Origin of the sequence: Pseudoalteromonas sp. GCY (assembly GCF_016695175.1) — a bacterium.
GTDB lineage: Bacteria > Pseudomonadota > Gammaproteobacteria > Enterobacterales > Alteromonadaceae > Pseudoalteromonas.
In genome coordinates this window covers 794,276-812,305 of the sequence record NZ_CP068022.1, presented here as the reverse complement: position 1 = coordinate 812,305, position 18,030 = coordinate 794,276, and the positions used below count along the sequence as shown (strand labels likewise).

Here is an 18,030-nt window from a genome sequence, read left to right as displayed (position 1 = left end):
AGCCAAGTAATCGCGACAATAGTGATTTCGCTGTTATGTCTTTATTTTCAACAAAGTTTGATATTACTCATGAATAAAGCAAGACGTTACCCCAAGTGACCACTCTACAACGGCTTCAGCATGAAGTTTGGTCGTGTCATAAAGAGGGACTTGAGTATGGATTTGTTGAACGAGCAAACCTATTTCTGTGCAACCTAAAATTACCCCTTCAGCCCCTTGTTGATAGAGTGCGTCGATGATGTCTAGATAAGTTTGCCGTGAGCTTGCGTTGACTTCACCGCGACATAATTCGTCATAAATTATGTGGTGAACTAAAGCTTGTTGGTCCCCATCAGGCGTTATGACCTCAATGCCGTGAAGGTCTTGCAATCGTGCTTTATAAAAGTCTTGCTGCATCGTAAATCTCGTACCTAACAGCGCGATGCATTTTACGCCGTCATCTTTAAGTCGCTTCGCGGTTGCGTCGGCAATATGCAGTACCGGTAATCCTGACGCTGCGCTAATTTCACCTGAAATTTTATGCATGGTGTTGGTACAGATCACAATGGCATCTGAGCCAGCAAGTTTCAACGAAGTAGCCGCGCCTGCCAAAATGGTCGTCATTTTCTGCCAATCACCAGCTGCTTGAAGCTCTGCAATTTCGGCAAAGTCGACGCTATACAAGCAAAGCTTTGCGCTGTGTAGTCCGCCAAGCTTTGCTTTAACGGTTTGATTGATAAGCTGGTAGTAGCTTTGTGTTGACTCCCAGCTCATACCGCCAATTAGCCCAAGTTGTTTCATAGTGATTGCTCGTTATTTGCTGATAATAACGACAATAACGGATCTGGATTGAAACTTGAACAGTCAGCTTAACGCGAGTTGACGGTTTTTCTTACTCTTGAGTTTTTTACGCTTTCTTTGCCACCATAAATATAACCCAGTAAAACCGAGCAATACGGGGGCGAGTCCCATAATGCACCAAATTATTTTACTGGTAAGCCCTGCAAAGTGGCCAAAGTGAAGTTTTCTAAAACTGTCGATTACCCGGTCTAAAGTAGACGCCGTTCGAATATCGTAGGCAAAGGTTTGTTTACCAGATTGCGCGTCAAAACTAACCGTTGCTGCATAGTTACTAATGAACGGGTTGGCATCGACCACGCTGCCAAAAATGGTAATGTTGGTTTGCTCTGGCTCAAATGGAAATAGCCAGTAGGTTGGTTTAAGTCCGTCAACTGCACGATGGCTTTGGGTCATCATGGCATCAAAATCTAATGAGTGATTAAACATTGCGTGGCTGACAATATGGTGCTCATCTTCTTGATGCTCAAAAGCCTCGTGATAATACTCCACTGCATTAAAGTAAACGCCGGTAATACCGAGCGCGAGCAATACTGGCGCACTCCAAATGCCAATTACCTTATGCAGGTCGCTCATCATGACGAGCCGAGGAGCCTGTCGTCTAAAGCTAAAGAATCGCCGCCAAAAGCGCCGGTATATCACTAAGCCGGATACACCAAGCAAAGTAAAAAGTATAGCCACAGCTAAACCAATAACGACACCCATGTGTGGAAAGGTTTTACTCACATCATCAAGTAGTAAGGTGTAATGTAGGTGAAGAATAAAATCAGTAAAGTCGCTGTGAATACCCACAGGCTCGCTTAGCATTTTGCCTGCGTAAGGATCTAGATACGTTTTAAACCACGTGTCTGTACCATGCTTTAATAAATAGACTCTATCAGCTTCATAACCGTCATCGAATATTTCCCAGCTACCAATTTCATAATTTGGATGGGTGTCTGCGACATAATTAACGAGCACCTTCATGGGCTGACGTTGGACGTTTTGGTCCTGATAAGTCAATGTCGCTTGCTTTGGAAGTAATAGGCTATCTATCTCGAATTTAAACACCAACATGCTACCTGTGACTGACATAACGGCGAGCGGCAGTATCGCGATTAATGCCATTGCACTGTGCCATTTAAATAGTGTTTTACGCATTGTTTTCCTTTGAGTTAAAGCTAAATGAGAATGAATAAAGAGAAGAATTAACAGGCTGAATTAACAAGTGAATTAACAAGGACACCCACCTTAATGCTTGCAGGCGCATTAAGGTGGGTGTCCGTTTAAATCTTTCAGTCTATGTCCTTCCGTAAGCTCTCCTAGATGAATGACTAAAAGCGATAGTGAAGACCAACATCGGCTTTGCGCTCTGCCCCCATCCAGCAGTTACTTTCGTCATAGCATGCACCAACGTATCGCTTGTCACTGAGGTTACTAATACTAAAGGTGATCCTGGCTTGCTCGCTGAGTTCATAATCAAAGGCGATGTCGAATAAGGTATAGGATGGCACAGTATCAGAGTTGTATTTGCCAACATAACTCTCGCCCACATACCGAGCACCAACACTTACTTTAAGTGCGTCTAGCAGGTTTGGATAATAGTTCAACCAAAGCGATGCGGTGTTATCTGCAACCCACACTAAGCGTTTCCCCACCAAATCTTGGTCTAATTCATTTTTAGTGACTTTCTGGTCTAGATGCGTGGCATTGAACTGCACATCAACTTGTTCGTTAAAGGTGTGAGAAGCCTCAAGCTCAATACCTTTGGACTGGATTTCACCAGCTTGAGTTTTCGTGACAAAGTCTTTGCTGTTAATGATTTCGTTCTGCTTGGTGAGATCGAATAGCGCAAATGTTAGCTGTGTATCGCGAGATTGATATTTAACGCCAAGTTCCCATTGTTCTGCTTCAGTTGGCTTGAAGGCTTGTTGAGTTACGCTATCTTCACCTGCAACGGGTTCAAATGACTGACTATAGCTTACGTAAGGTCGCCAACCAGAATCCAGCTGATAAAGTGCGGCAATTCTTCCGGTGAGTTGGGTGTCATCAATATTTGATTCCGTTTGCCACTCGGTGCCAGCGTAGTTTTTATCAGCAGTAACATCACTGGTGAAACTGTCGTATCTAAGACCTGCCAAGAGGGTCAATGCTGATATTGTCACTTCGTCTTGGATGTAAAACGCACGGTTACTTTGTTCAATATCGTGCGCTTCGGTATAGAAGTTAAGTGGCAAAGCGCTGACATCAAACGCTGCATAATTGGGCGCTGCTAGATTGATGTTTGGTGTGCCTGTCCCGAGTGTATCCCAATATCCTACGGTTGAGCTTAAGCTTTTGTATTCAAAACCCAAGAGCAAGTGATGTGATGAGTTGCCAACCGTAAAGTGAGTAGACAATTGGTTGTCTAAAACATAGCCGTGTTGCGTTTCATCGGTTTTATATGCTGCACGGGCAAGTATGGTATCGCTATCAGCAATTAAGTTTTGGTTGTAGGTATTTTGCTGCAGGCCTTTTGCATCGGTGTAACGCCAGTTGGCAAACAAAGACCAATCGTCAGACAAACTGTGTTCCAGCTTTAGCCCTGCCATTAGCGTTGTTCTATCAAAATTAGACCAATTGATATCGCCTGCAAATGCATCGGTATCTAGATAACCATAACTTGCGCGCGTAAGCGTACCAACACTATGTAAGGGGGTAGATGGTATGGCTTTGGGATCGTCTTGGTAATAAAGCTGTGTAGTTAACGCCGTATCATGGTTCGGTTGCCAGCGCAGCGAAGGTGCAAATACAGTGCGCTCTTCTTCCGTTGTTTTTTGCTGGCCATCACTTGTTCTTGATAGCACAATGGCTCGATAGCTTAGTTCATCGGTGATCACACCTCCATGATCAACGCCGATTTCTTTGAGCGCTCTACTACCGACTCTCAGGCGAACCTGTGTTTGCTCAGTGCCATTGGCAAGCTTTGCGATTTGGTTCACCATGCCACCTGGCGGTGCTGAGCCGTAAAGTACTGACGCAGGGCCTTTTAGCACCTCAATGGTGTCGGTGGCAAAGGCATCAACTTGAGGATATAAATTCCAAAGATTGTTAGATTGCAGTTCTAGGCCATCGTAATAATTTCGATAAGATTCAAAACCGCGAATAGTGTATTGGTCAAAAATGGTGACCGTACTGCGGCTTTCTGGTGTGATACCAGAAACATAGCGTAACGCAGCATTGACGGAGTCAGCTTGGCGTAGCTGCAGGGTGTCTTGATCTATATGAGAAATAGAAAAGGGCGCGTTGATTGGTGTTAAAGACGACTTTGTTCCGGTACTTTTATATTGGCTGCCCTGAACTTCTATTCTTTCTAACTCATCTTTTTGGTTTTCATTGGCACTGGTGGTTTGAGAAAGCAGTGAGAGGCACACTGCAGCATAGAGCGTGTTGATTTTCATTGTTCTACTACTATGGATAATGAGAGTGATTCTTATTATATATATTTGAACGCTTCAGTTTTGTCTAAGAGTGCACTCGTTGTGAAATTTGCTTGGGTGAAAGAGAGAATAATTGTTTAAAACGACGGCTGAAGTGTGCCTGATTTTTAAATCCACTATCAATAGCGATTTGATTTAATGATGCGGAGCTATTGAGTAACTCAAAATAAGCGTGAGTGAGTCTGGTGCGGATCAGATATTCACTGGCACTCAGATCAGATCTGGCAAATAGTTTGTGGATATAACGTTTTGACCAGCCAGAATGCTCACATAGCATGTCAATACAAAATGCTTCATCACTTGCATATGTAGAGATGAGCCGTTTTAACTCCGCCAGTGGCGACCTTGGTACTTGGGTCAGCTGGCAAGCACTTAGATGCAGTACAATTTCATCTTCCAGCCACTTTGCCGCTGTTAAATTTAGCGTTGTGGCGGTTAAGGCGGTTTTGAATAATATTGACAAGCCAGAGGGAATTGTCAGCGTTTGACCATGCAAAAGCCGCTTGCCTGTTCGAGATGCTAACCAATTAATTGGAAAGTTGAAGCTAACGGCGTGGTATTGTGTAGGAAGGTGAAACACATGTTTTTGATTTGCTTCAAGATAGACTAACTGCGTTAGATCAGCACGCTGCAAGGATTGCTCAGTCAGCCACCAACCTTTTCCTTCAGAGATAAGGATCAAACTACCATAGTTTTCAGGCATCATCGCCGCAGTTTGCGCAGTGCGATGGTAAATAATGCCATCGAGCTTTACTTGCGAGATACTACTGGAGATGAGCGGCACTTCGGTGTGCAGTTCACCGTCAGACACATGGTCATAAAACCCTTGATGTAATAATTGGCTGTAGAGATCTAATACAATACTCATTAAAAACAAAAATGGCGGCTCAAATGAGCCACCACTGTACTTGTTTTTTCAATAAATCCCAAACGAAATGAGATTTATTTGTAATAAAGCCAATTAGTAACTTGCAACAAGTGTTACGCCAGAGAAGCTAGAGTAGCCACGCAACTTGATGTAATAGGTTGCACCTTGGCCTGAACTTAAACTACAAGATTCATTATTACCATTTAAGAACGGACGGCAGTCATAGGTTGATGTCGTTGGTGCTGCACCTTTACGAACATATAAGTCTGCATCGCCAGAGCCACCAGAACTTGCTACTGTCAATGTTACATTTGCTGGAACATCAATGGTGTATAGCAACTCTTGGCCAGATGCACCAGCCAAACCACTTACTGGGATGCCATTTTCTAAGCAGTTGCTACCACAGCCACCTGGATCAGATGAGTAAGTACCAGTGAGGGACGCATTTGCATACGCAGCGTAGCCATTTAGCATCACATACCAATCACCAGCAGTCGGATTGGTGAAATCGCATGATTCATTATTACCATCCTGATAGGGGCGGCAAGCGTAACTATTTAGTGTTGGCTGAGTGCCTTGCTGTACATACAGGTCGGCATCGCCAGTACCACCAGCAAGTGAGAAGTTCAGCGCACTCGCGCCTGCAGGAACAACCAACTTATAGAAGGTTTGCTGACCAAATGCACCAGATGCACTGACGCCTTGGCCATTAACTAGCTCTGTGATTGGATCTGGGTCCGGATCAGTGCCACCTGCGAGCGTGTAAAGTAGTTCATTAGGCGAACCGTTTTGTGGGTTAGAGACTTTACCTTTTGATGAACGTTGACTCAGTAAGCTATCAATTTGTGATGGGCTTAAACCTGGGTTTTCATCCAAATATAGCGCAACAGCACCCGCAACGTGCGGTGCGGCCATCGAAGTTCCACTGATGGTATTGGTCGATGTATCTGAGTTATACCAAGCAGAGGTGATGCTTGAACCGGGCGCATAAATATCTAGACAGTTACCGTAATTTGAGAAGCTAGAGCGGGCATCGCTGCTTGTGGTTGAACCCACTGTGATTGCATTGGCTGCACGTGCAGGTGAGTAATTACAGGCATTACTATTGTCATTACCCGCCGCGACAACAAAGCTAACGCCTGATGCAACTGCGTTATTAACCGCGTCATCAACAGCTTGAGAAACACCACCACCCAAACTCATGTTAGCAACGGATGGGCCTGATGCATTGTTTTTAACCCAATCAATACCAGAGATAACGCCTGAATACGAACCCGAGCCGTTACAACCCAATACTCTTACCCCAACGATATTGACGTTTTTCGCTACCCCATATTCACCGCCACCAATTGTGCCTGCAACATGGGTACCATGACCGTTACAGTCTGTTGCATCATTGTCATTATCAACAAAGTCATAACCATGTGATGCACGGTTACCAAATTCATTGTGACTAATGCGAACACCTGTATCGATAACATAGGCTGTTACGCCAGTGCCATCAAAATCATAGTGGTAGTTTGAGTTTAGTGGTAGATTACGTTGATCGATGCGATCTAGACCCCAAGTTGGATTAGCTTGGTCGCCGCTTGCTGTGATAGTTGGGGTCACCGTGACCACTTGGTCTTGTTCGATATAGTCAATATTTGGATTATTAAGCAGACCTTTTAGTTGCTTTGCAGATGCATTAATCACCACACCGTTTAGCACGCCACCAAACTCTTTTGTAATGCTTACGTTATGTTTATTCTGTAACGCTTTAGCTTGCTTATTAGCGAAGGCTGCAACCGCTTTACTGTCTTTGACATTTAAAACAGAAGGTGTTGTGAACACCACAATGTACTGATCTTCGATTGCTTTGTTTGACTCTACGCTAAGTATTTTAGCGGCTTGTGCGTTGACTGAAGTCAAACCCGCTAATACTGCAAAACTAATAGCACTTAATTTACGCATTTTGTTGTTCCTTGCATGTTGTTTTGTTTAATTGTGTTTACCAATCTCAAGGTTACGAACTTATCTAGCTGCTGTAGACGCGTTATTCACCAAAGTTCAACGCTTGATTGCGTTTGTTTTGAGATAATGAACAACGCCAGATAAATAAAAATTGCACATAATTTCGACTGGTTACACTAGGATAGAAGTAAAGTTTAAAAAATAAACAAAAAATACAAAAAAAATTTACAATGTGTTTTTTAATGCATAGATTAGCTGACCAAATAAGCGAGAGGTTTAGGCTTGTTCTTTATACATTATCAATAAATACAGTTGGTTAATTTTGATTTTAGAGAGGGGTAACGCTACCGGGAAAGGTGGAATAAATAGGCTGAAAAAATTCCAAATGAGTATAGGGTATGTTATTTTTGTTAATTTATCTTTACATTTAAGCTTGGTTTTTGACTTTTGAATTGTAAACAAGGACAAAGCCAATCAAGGTGAAAACCATGCTTATTATTAAACTTGGTTGATACAGCTTTAACTTCTCTCTGATCCTCATTTTCTATGCCGCTTTGTTGAATATCGCGGTTATATGGCAACTTTAAAGCCACTAAACCATCCCAAGTTAAGCCCTTTTTGCAGTAACTGCATCACCATTGCTGTGCCTTGTGCTAAATCATCACTTTGCTCAGCCGCGTATTCACAGACAAAACTAAACGGCAGCGCACTCTTCATGTTTTTTAGGCAAGCAAATTCTGCTTCCGTTAACGGGTGATACCCAGTGCGCATATCGCGCTCTCTGGCGAGTATCCAGTAATTCGGTGTAGTGGACACTTCAGGGACTGGCGTGCTGTTTTTTAAAGCTTGCCAGCTGTCGACCGCATTATGTGTAAATCCCAATATGTGAACGCTGGGGTGCAAGGTAAACTGCAAGTTTGGAAATTGTGCAGCTGCAATTTTTTGTAGGTGCACAAGTCCCAATTGAGGCGCATCTTCTGCGTCAAATGCACTGAGTAATGTACGTTCAAATTGTGCGATTTCAGTGAGAATAGGGTAGAGCTTAAATGGCTCAAATTGACTTAAATATTCAGGAAGCGCGTCGCCAAACTGGCGCAATGAGGTCGAACGTGAAGGAAAGTGCTGTAGATAGCCCGAGAACATCTCATCAAACAGGGCATCACCCAAGTAAAAGCCAAGCATTTCGTGATCTTGTTCTAACACTTTTTTTAATCTGATGTGGTAAGCGTTAGTGTATATTTGCGCACGTTGCGCGACATTCAGGCCACTTTGATATTCAATTTCAGCCATTAATTGGCTGTCATTGCCTTTTAGCATTGCAATAAAGGCGTGTTGCAGCGCGGCGAGATCAGCCATATGTTCTCCAACTGCTAGGGGTTATTCCTTTGGCCAAGTTCAGCTCTTGTAACAATCCCGCGAGCTCAGGAAAGTTATCATCACGCTCAATCATGGTGTTAATGGGAGATCTGTTTTGAGTATATTGTCGATATAAACTCCATACCTCTTCGCAAATTGGTTGGTCGTGCGTATCAACAATATGTGTCCCAAAATCGCTATGGCCAGCCAAGTGAATTTGTGCGACCGCTTGTGATGGTATGGCGTTTAGGTAAGTCATTGGGTCGAATTGATGATTGCGTGAGCTTACATATACATTGTTGATGTCGAGCAATAACTGGCATCCGGTACGCTGGTGTAATTCGCTCAAAAACGCCCACTCTGTCAGTTCAGATTGTTTGTAGTTTAAATAACTTGAGACATTTTCGAAGATCATTGGACGCTCAAGGTAGTCTTGTACTTGTTTGATTCTTGCGGTGAGATGTATCAGCGCTTCTTCAGTGTAGGGAAGTGGCAATAAATCATGGCTATTAAATTCGCCTAAGCTGCTAAAGCAGAGGTGATCTGACACCCATTCGGGTTCAACCCGTGCGATGGTGCGTTTAAGTTGCGCAAGGTAATTCATATCTAGGGGCGAAGTACTGCCTATCGACATCGATACTCCGTGCATCACAATGGGGTAGTGCTCTTTAATCTGCGAGAGGTAATACCAAGGCTTGCCGCCGTCGACAAAGTAATTTTCAGAGATAATCTCAAACCAATCTACTTGGGGTCGGGTGTCGATAATAGCGTCAAAATAACACGTGCGTAGGCCAAGACCAAAGCCCAGAAAGGGTACTGACATAATTGCGCTCTTTTAATGCATAGTGCGTGTTTATCTATTGCAATAATAATCTTGATAGATAAACACGCGCCGAGGTTAAAGCCTATTAGCTTTTCGCTTTGCCGCCAATATCAGCACAAGCCTTTGCTGGCATGCTGACAAATCCAGTCCCTTTGCAAGAAGCGTGTCCCGCACAAGCATTACTTGCGGTTTTACAATCGTTATGGCCTCCGCAAACGTTGACATCGTGACAGTGCACAAGGTCGGCCTTTGCGACACTGCCAACCCATGCGTCTTTTTGATTGCCACCGACATCACTACACGCTTTACTCGGCATGGCAACAAAGCCTGTGCCTTTGCAAGAAGCTTGTCCTGAACAGGCATTACTCGCGGTTTTACAATCGTTATGTCCACCACAAACATTGACATCATAACAATGCACTAAATCTGTTTCAGCTGTCGCAGCTTGTGCGCTTGTAGAATTGTTCTCTGTGCTATTACAACCCACTAAACCCGCTACCATCATCGCCATTGCAGCGCCCGTTAATGCTTTCATGTTTTTAATCCTCTTTGTTATCTATTAACGTGCTTAGCTTCGGCCAAGCGAAACGCAGTCACGTTATAAAAGACCTAGTAACCGCAAGATCCATTTCAGTGTAGAAGAAAAAATGGGGGATAAAGTTAAATCTTACGAAAATAGGAAGGCGTTAATCCCGTCCAACGCTTAAATGCACGGCGAAAATTAGTGATGTCGCTAAACTGTAAAGCGGTTGCAATCTGTTCATTGGAATAGCCTTGCTCGGTCACGTAAAACATGGCTTGTTGACGATGCAGTCTGTCTTTTTCGTTAATAAAAGTAGTCTGATGTAGCTTGAGTTTACGTTTGAAAGTTGCAGCGCTCATGCCCATCATTTCGGCGATTTGCTCACTATGATATTTAGGATATTTTAATTGTAAACGGTGCAGCTGGGCGAGAAATCCACGCTGTGGTGAGGGCAAAGCTTTTAACTGCCGGGCCACTAAATAAGGAAAAGTGCCAATTTGTTGCTGAGCCAAAGCTTGGTTACTCATTACAACGGCAAAATCACTGTGATCAAAGCTGTAAGCTAGGTGTATATGGCTCAGGTATTGCGCGACTTGTTTTGGCTTTGTATACGGAAACTGCAATGTTAATGTGGTTTCTGGGCTGCGCCACTTAAGGTAGCCACAACAAAGGCTTGCCATTGCTTCGCATAAAAATCGCGTGACCGCAGGCTTACCTTCTGCAATGGCGGGTGAAAACAGTAAATGGCAGCTTGTTTCTGTCTGGAGTTTTCTAACGTGGTAAAAAGGCAATATATTCAAACCTTTAAGCAGTAGTACTTTGAGCAATTGCTGTATGTTGTGGCAATTAAATAACAGCTCGGCATGGTGGCTGATTAGCGTATTAAGTAGGTATTGGCCGTAAATAAAACTGACTTCCTGACAGCTCGCCTGACTGACAAGGTTGCTTACTATTGTTTCAAACTGCTCATAACTAATGCAGGTTGGATTAGCGTGCAGGTCGGTATAAAACAACTTACTGCCTTTCAAAATGACATCTGCATGTACACCGCGCTGGGAAGCCAACTCCACTAAGGGGAGTGCAAAATAGCGACTCGCAAGTTGTTTTGTTTGGCACTCAAAATAGGACATTAAGCCGCAGCTACCTTGGTCTGATTCAGCTCGTTCACAAGCGCTGCTATCAGAGGTTCAAATTCACAGTGTTTGTCATTAACTTCGATACAGCTCCATCTCACTGCACTATATTGCGGCTGGTTTTCACCGTCATCATAGTTGGCATGGCGAGCGATAAATTCAGCCACACGGTTGGCAAAAGCTTGGGCTTGAATATGGTTGGTTTGTGGGTGAACGACCACAAATTTATCTGCCGCAAAACGACATAGCAGATCACTCTCTCGCATGCTCAAAGAGAGCATATCGGCAATATCGCGTAGTAACTGATTACTTTTTTGCATACCATGCTGGCGAGAATAAGCGGCAAAATCACATATATCGAATAGCGTTAAGCAAAATGGGCTATTGCCATTGGCAAGGCGAGATTGTTCGTGGCGAACTTGATTTTGCATATACTCTACGCTGTAGAGGCCGGTGACAAAGTCGGTCATGCTGTGGTCACGATAAAAACGCTCTTTTTTCATTAAGGTTTGATTGAATATGCTTTGTTCTTTGTACCAGTAATAGGCTGAAATACTCATCAGTACCATGCCAAAGCAAGCTGGGATCGCTTCAAAACTGGTTAAATAATGGGGCGTGAATACCACCATCTCATCCAAAAAATCCCACAGCATAGAAACATACATGGCACTCAACCCTGCAAACAGTAGGTTAGTAACGAGCCCTTTTGGTCGAGTGAGCAAGGTCACCGCAATCCAAATCAATGTCATCAGCGTGAGGCCACCTTCACCAAGGCTATCGAGCCAATTGACGTCCGACAGTGGTCGCAGTACTGAGGTATAGGCCGTGATGGTAATGGCAACCAGTGTGAGTAGCACTAGTAGCAACCACCGCGATTGATGAAGTAAAAAAGGCTGAAGTTTCATGTTTGTTGTCTAGTCAAAATGTAGAGCGATATAGTAAAAATTTGCGCTTGGTGCTGATAGGGTCAATTTAGCTCAGTAAAGGCGATGTTTTTATGACAAAAACCGCAACATTTTTGCATAACAGCAGCTAGCAAACCGATTGTTATTCAGAGTTCAGGTTAAATATCGTTGCCAAAATCCTAAAGGCTGGGGGTCATATCGGCTCAAATTCACGAGTTCGGCCGGCATAAACGCCCTGTTAAAGGCTGCAGCGCACTCAAGTGAAATAAAAACGTCACGTTTTCGCACTAGGGTAGCCGCGACGTTTTAGCGGGGCGCTAAAATTCTACTCAACCTGTGCGAGCAAATAATGAAAAAAAATCTACCGACAAGCTTTACGCTTTCTGCCGTTGCGATGATCTGTGCTGGACTGACGTTAAGCTCAGTTGCAAATGCTAACACCCTAACAGGGCAAGTTAGTTCCGTATCGCAAAAGAGCCACTTTCAAGGGGCAAAAGTGGTGATCAAAGAATTAGACAGAGCCCTTATCTCTGAGCGAGATGGCCGCTTTACGGCAACTAATCTCCCGGCGGGTAATTATACGCTTGAGATAAGTTATCTTGGCGCTGAAACAGTGACTAAAAGTATCACAATTACTGATAACCAAGTCACCGATGTTCAAGTACAGCTTGGTTCTCAATCGGGCCAAATGGACGATATTATTGTTGTAGGGCAAAGAGCCGGACAAGCAGGTGCACTAAACCGACAAAAAAATGCTCTGTCACTTAAATCGATCGTCAGCGCGGATTCCATCGGTCAGTTGCCGGATCAAAACGCAGCAGAAGCACTGCAACGTCTGCCTGGACTTTCTATTCAACGAGATCAAGGTGAAGGCCGTTTTGTGGCAATTCGTGGGATCGACCCAAATCTAAATAACGTGACTATCAATGGAGCCAACGTGCCTTCTCCTGAAGCGGGCGTGCGCTCAGTGGCGATGGATGTCATCCCAAGTGAGTTAGTGCAAAGCCTAGAGGTGAGCAAAACAGTCACACCGGATATGGACGCATCAGCGGTGGGTGGTAGCATCGAAGTAAAAAGCCTCAGTGCTTTTGACCGAGAAGGGCAGAGCTACAGCGTGACGTTACAAGCGTCACACAATGAACAGGTGAGCGAGACCAGCCCAAAAGCGTCGTTTAGTTTCACCGATATTTATGCCGCAGGCAAAGAGTTGGAAGTTGGGGTTGCAACGGCGGTATCTTGGTTTGAGCGTGAGTTTGGTTCTCATAATATGGAAACCGACGGCGGCTGGATGGAACTAGAAATGGACGATGTGAACTCAGGGGAAGAAGTGAGCTTCTTTGGTGCTGAGGAAATGGAACAGCGCCACTATCGTATTACGCGAGAGCGTTTAGGGGCGGCACTGAATCTTGATGTGCATCACAAAGGGTTTAACAAATACTACTTACGCACGCTCTACAGCAAGTTTTCTGACGATGAATTTCGTCAACGCAATGAGTACAAGTTTGACAAAGGCGATTTATTTGCCGATGAGCTAAGCCAAAATGCGGCCTATTTCTCAGGTGCAGAAATGGATAGAGATACCAAAGACAGATATGAAGAGCAAAGCATTTTATCTGTGGTTTTGGGCGGCGAAAACTTAGTGCAGGATTGGTTTATTGAATACAGCATTGGCTACTCGAAATCGGATGAAAGCGAGCCAAATCGCTTGGATACCTCATTTGCTGGAGAAGATTTTGCGCTAGGGTATGTACTGGATGGTAAGACGCCAACGCTTGCAGCGGATGAAGCTTCTAAGAAGCTCAGCAATTTTGAAATCGATGAAATTGTCTGGGAGAACAACCTCAGTGAAGATGAAAATACCAGCTTTAGACTGGATTTAACTAAAGACTTCACTTTACTTGGTCACAATGCGCAAATTAAATTTGGTGGTAAATATGCCGACCGTGAAAAGTTTAACCGCGTTGACGCCAAACTATATGATGGCGGTTTTGATGATCTAACGGCGAAAGACTTTGCCGCCAATGAGCCTGAGTATGAGCTTGGGGCCTTTGGTCCGGGTTTAAGTCGCGGCCAGATCCGCGACTACTTCTACAGTAATCGCAGTGCCCTTGAGCTAAACCAGCTTGAAACTGACATTGAAACACAAGGTCGCTCATACACCAGTGAAGAAACCGTCACCGCGCTCTACGCCATGCTGACGGTCGACATTGATAAACTCAATGTTATTGCAGGCTTTAGATACGAAGACACAGATTATGCAACGAGTGGTAATCGCGTTGAACTCATTAATGATGAAGTGAATGACGTTGAGCGCGTCGAGATCAACCAATGGCAAGTTGAAGATAGCTACGACCATTTATTACCAAACTTAACATTACGCTATGAAATCAGCGACAAGCTGATCACCCGTTTTGCCTATACACAAACTCTTGCGCGTCCAAGCTTTGAAGATGCAGCAGCATTTCAAATCATAGAAACAGAGACCACAGAAGATGATGGCGAAATTGAAATTGAGCGTAAAGCCGAAGTCGGAAACCCAGACTTAGACCCATACAAGTCAACAAACTATGACTTTTCGGTAGAATATTACCCCGGCGCGATTGGCGTGTTATCTGCAGGCGTTTTTCACAAAAACATCGATAATTTTATTGCCAAAGCCGAGGTGCAAGATAACGGTCAGTGGCAAGGCTATAAAGAAGTTATTCAAAGTGTTAATGGCGGCGCTGCTGAACTGACAGGGGTAGAACTTGCGTACACGAAGAACTTTCAAAATGGTTTGATGCTCTCAGTCAATGGTACATTTATTGACGCTGATGACAATCTACCAAACCAATCCGACACCGTGGGCAATCTGATGTTTGGTTATGAAAATAGCCAAATAAGCGCAAGGTTAAGTGCGTCGTACAAGAGCAAAAGCTTTTTGTTTGAAGAGAACAAGCAGCGCGTTTTCCAAGACGACCATCTGCAACTCGATTTCAGCATGAAGTACTTTTATACCGAGCAAACTCAACTTTATTTCAACGCGATCAATTTAACCGACGAGCCGATGAGCATTTATCAAGGCGACACTCGTTACAACTACCAATACGAAACCTATGGCCGTTCATTTGAGCTTGGAGTAACGGTAACGTCCTTCTAAGAGAGAAGTAAAAGTGGGTGTCCTTGTAAAAGCTTTTGTAAAAGCTTGTAAAAGCACCCACCGAATCGAGCTAGGGTATTAGCAGTATTAGCAGGACACCCACCTTAGGGTATTAACAGGACACCCCCTTATTTATATGCAGGAGGATGCAGTGGTAACACTGTGTCGGTAACAATGAAAATAACATCAATAGCTTTACTATTCGCGCTTAGTGGTGCAGCACAAGCCGCAGAAAATATTAACTTTCTGGCCTTTGGTGATGGCGGCTATCACCCAGATTATCCAAAAACAAAGCACATTAAATCGCCTAAAAATAAGGCCGAGTTTATTGCTGCTGAAAAGGCGGATTGGTTAGAAGAGCATCGCCCGCTCGAAGAATTTAATCATGCGCCTATCTATGTTTATCCGGGAACCGAAACCGCAACGGAGGAAACCGGTGCGTTGGTGGTTGGACAGGCAATGGCCTCTTTGTGTGAGAAAAAGCCATGCGACTTTGCTATTCAGCTTGGTGATAATATCTATCCTGATGGTGCGGCGGCTAACGATGGTAAAGACGACCAAAAGCGTATGGATGACTTGATTTTAGGACCGCTAAAGCCGCTACTTATTCAAAACCCAGAGTTGGTTGTGTATTCAGCATTAGGCAACCACGATTGGAAGACGTCTCGTCGCGGCGTGAAATTACAGACCGAGTGGATGGCTAAGCAAGCTAATTTTCATATGGATGGCAAAGGTTATTACAGCTACACCTTTGGTGAAAAAGGCAATGACGTAGAATTTTTTGTGCTCGATACCAATATGCTACTCTCTGGCCAGCATTATTACGAAATTCCACTAAAACCGGACGGTAGTGAACAGGGATTGGCAAGCGCACTGGCGAGTGGTCAAGCCGAAGTTGAAGACATTGAAAAACACGAGCAACCTGTCAATGGGGAAGATCACAGGCAATTGGCTTGGCTTGCAAATGGGCTTAAAAACTCAACCGCAAAATGGAAAATTGTATATGGACACCATGTACTTTGGTCTATTGGTGGCACCAAGTACGATGAAGCACATGTATTACGCCGTCTAATCTTACCCGAACTGTGTGAGTACGCAGATGCATATATCGCAGGCCATGAGCATGATTTGGAACTGTTAACGGACGACTGCTCACGTGTACTCCCTGGAAACACAAAGCCTAAGTTACCACTTGTTATCAGTGGCGCCGCATCAAAAATGCGCGGCACGCATACACCGCTTGCTAACTATCAAGAAAAGCGTTACCCAGAGTACGACCTAGTCTGGAATAAAGCTTTTACTTGGGGCTTTGCGCATATCGAATTAGACAACCAAAAAGACATGCTAAATGTGTCGTTTTACTCAACGCTAAACGATTTAAGCGGTCAGCTGGTGCCAGAGCAAAGCTTTAGTTTTGCTCATCGTAGTAAGTGAGGAATCAGCAGGTGATAAACATGCGGTTTTAAGCATTTAAAAAGGGTGAAATACAGATTAAATGTAATGCTATGTAATTGATAACTTCCGTTTTGATGAACTAGATTTAACAGGAGTTTTACATCTTAAGGAAAGCATCATGCTACCGTCATCAATTACACGCACTAAACTCCAACTACTTGGAATGTCATTATTGCTTGCTACAAGTACACTGGCTGCGCCAAGTGCGCTTGCTTACTCGAACGATACTTCTTGTAAACCGAATAACGATTGGTTTGGCAGCCCTGTGCCAAACCCTCCTGAAGGTGCAAATAGTCCGTTTGCATTTAAAGGTGGTAAAGATCTCTCGACAAACTGCGATTTTCATCAGTGGTCGTGGAATAAGTTTCTCTATTTAACGCAGCCTGACAAGCGTGCTCCTGGTGGCTTGTTGATGTTTGGTTCTGGGTTTTGGCAGGTTGATAATGCGCTAAAACCTTATTTTGCCCCTTGGAATGATTTATTAAATCCAACCGGACTTCGCCCTGCAAATGTGTTGATCCTGGAAGATATAAACCAAGCAGGATCAGATGGCGTTATTTACAGCAAGTTTGGCGGGACGCCCGTACATTATTCGATCCACGTTAACGATACTTATATGAAGTCAGCAACCTCTCACCCTAAAGCAGATAGCAAAGCTGAATTTGCTGTGGGGTCGGTTGAGTTAAAGGTTGCTTGGATGGATGTAAAAGCGCTGCAACAAGTCTATCCAAAGCTTGATTTAGCTGAGCATTTTTATATTCGTGAAGCGGTTTACCAAAAAGACAATAAATATAGCGGTACGGGAGAAGTGGCGCTCGTTGGTATGCATGTTGTCGGTGTGGTTGAAAATCACCCAGAGTTTATTTGGGCGACGTTCGAACATAAATTGAGTGCACCAGATTACTACAGCTCTGAGGGGAAGTTTAAGAAAAGCACGGCTTACTTACAGCAAGATAAAGTAGTGAGTAACAGTCATGAGCTGCTATTTTATCGGGGCGGAACAGAAGTGCAAAATGCACATTTAACGTATCCAGCTTCTGAAACTACGACCAACACGTTTCGTTTATATCAATACGGCGTGCCAAACGGCAATCCATATATAGCGGGTAATAACCCTGAGCTGGTGGGGAGTCAGACACAACAAACTCAAGATGAAACTAACTTCAATAATATTACTGAACTAAATAGCTTAGTGAATGTAAAACTGGAACAAAAGAATCCAGTTTGGAGTAACTACTTTTACGCCGGATCAATCTGGCTGAGCACGCAAGATTACGATTTTGCAAATGGCATTAGTGGCAATATCGTGGGTAAGGGAGCCAACGAGGCGTTACGCGGCTCATTAGCGGTTGCCAATATCACTATGGAAACTTATACCCAAACTTTCAGCGATGTCACTGGCAGCGAGCCACAAATTAAACCAGCTAACTGTTTCAGCTGCCATGGTATAAGTTCAGGTAAATCAACCATGCAAGTAAGCCATATTTACAACAACTATTTAAAGTTAATGCAAAAGAGTCAGTAAATTAGGTTTCCTGAATGCGCACAGGCTCAAAATAGTAAGCCACCTATTTTAGCGG

General features: G+C 43.9%; 13 protein-coding genes. 3 read left to right on the top strand and 10 right to left on the bottom strand.

The features are described 5' to 3' along the window. Window positions 1-63: 63 nt before the first annotated feature. From JJQ94_RS03125 to JJQ94_RS03080, 10 genes are all read right to left on the bottom strand, one after another. Entirely contained in the window at window positions 64-780 is a 717-nt protein-coding gene (locus JJQ94_RS03125) for an aspartate/glutamate racemase family protein (RefSeq protein WP_099031227.1), read from the bottom strand. Between the two features lie 63 nt (window positions 781-843). Beyond that, window positions 844-1,977 carry a PepSY-associated TM helix domain-containing protein gene (locus tag JJQ94_RS03120; RefSeq protein ID WP_099031228.1) on the bottom strand — a complete coding sequence of 378 codons (1,134 nt, stop codon included), beginning with the start codon at window positions 1,975-1,977 and terminating at the stop codon, window positions 844-846. A gap of 173 nt (window positions 1,978-2,150) precedes the next feature. Next, window positions 2,151-4,256 carry a TonB-dependent siderophore receptor gene (locus JJQ94_RS03115; protein WP_099031229.1) on the bottom strand — a complete coding sequence of 702 codons (2,106 nt, stop codon included), beginning with the start codon at window positions 4,254-4,256 and terminating at the stop codon, window positions 2,151-2,153. 64 nt (window positions 4,257-4,320) lie between these two features. Further along, complete coding sequence (locus JJQ94_RS03110) at window positions 4,321-5,163, bottom strand: helix-turn-helix transcriptional regulator (protein WP_099031230.1); 843 nt, start codon at window positions 5,161-5,163, stop codon at window positions 4,321-4,323. A 93-nt stretch (window positions 5,164-5,256) separates the two neighbouring features. Further along, the gene (locus JJQ94_RS03105) at window positions 5,257-7,116 is read right to left on the bottom strand and encodes a S8 family serine peptidase (protein WP_099031231.1); all 1,860 of its coding nucleotides are present in this window, start codon (window positions 7,114-7,116) and stop codon (window positions 5,257-5,259) included. Window positions 7,117-7,686: 570 nt separating this feature from the next. Beyond that, on the bottom strand, window positions 7,687-8,472 hold the full coding sequence (locus JJQ94_RS03100) for an HvfC/BufC N-terminal domain-containing protein (RefSeq protein WP_099031233.1): 786 nt from the start codon (window positions 8,470-8,472) through the stop codon (window positions 7,687-7,689). Further along, the gene (bufB, locus tag JJQ94_RS03095) at window positions 8,465-9,295 is read right to left on the bottom strand and encodes an MNIO family bufferin maturase (protein ID WP_099031234.1); all 831 of its coding nucleotides are present in this window, start codon (window positions 9,293-9,295) and stop codon (window positions 8,465-8,467) included. Before bufB ends, JJQ94_RS03100 begins: the two co-directional genes overlap by 8 nt. An 85-nt stretch (window positions 9,296-9,380) precedes the next feature. Beyond that, window positions 9,381-9,830, bottom strand: a complete 450-nt coding sequence (gene bufA2, locus JJQ94_RS03090) for a BufA2 family periplasmic bufferin-type metallophore (RefSeq protein WP_099031235.1) — start codon at window positions 9,828-9,830, stop codon at window positions 9,381-9,383. 125 nt (window positions 9,831-9,955) lie between these two features. Next, window positions 9,956-10,948, bottom strand: a complete 993-nt coding sequence (locus JJQ94_RS03085; protein WP_099031236.1) for a helix-turn-helix domain-containing protein — start codon at window positions 10,946-10,948, stop codon at window positions 9,956-9,958. Beyond that, entirely contained in the window at window positions 10,948-11,856 is a 909-nt protein-coding gene (locus JJQ94_RS03080) for a GGDEF domain-containing protein (RefSeq protein ID WP_099031237.1), read from the bottom strand. The genes JJQ94_RS03085 and JJQ94_RS03080 overlap by 1 nt, the downstream gene beginning before the upstream one ends. 349 nt (window positions 11,857-12,205) lie before the next feature. Between JJQ94_RS03080 and JJQ94_RS03075 the strand changes: the two genes are divergently transcribed. The 3 genes from JJQ94_RS03075 (at window position 12,206) to JJQ94_RS03065 (ending at window position 17,975) form a co-directional block, all read left to right on the top strand. Next, window positions 12,206-14,995 (top strand): TonB-dependent receptor, encoded by a 2,790-nt coding sequence (locus JJQ94_RS03075; RefSeq protein WP_099031238.1) that lies wholly within the window; start codon window positions 12,206-12,208, stop codon window positions 14,993-14,995. 174 nt (window positions 14,996-15,169) lie between these two features. Then, a complete protein-coding gene (locus JJQ94_RS03070) occupies window positions 15,170-16,429 on the top strand; it encodes a metallophosphoesterase (RefSeq protein WP_099031239.1) in 1,260 nt (419 codons plus the stop codon). Between the two features lie 139 nt (window positions 16,430-16,568). After that, window positions 16,569-17,975 (top strand): hypothetical protein, encoded by a 1,407-nt coding sequence (locus tag JJQ94_RS03065; protein WP_099031240.1) that lies wholly within the window; start codon window positions 16,569-16,571, stop codon window positions 17,973-17,975. Window positions 17,976-18,030 lie beyond the last annotated feature (55 nt).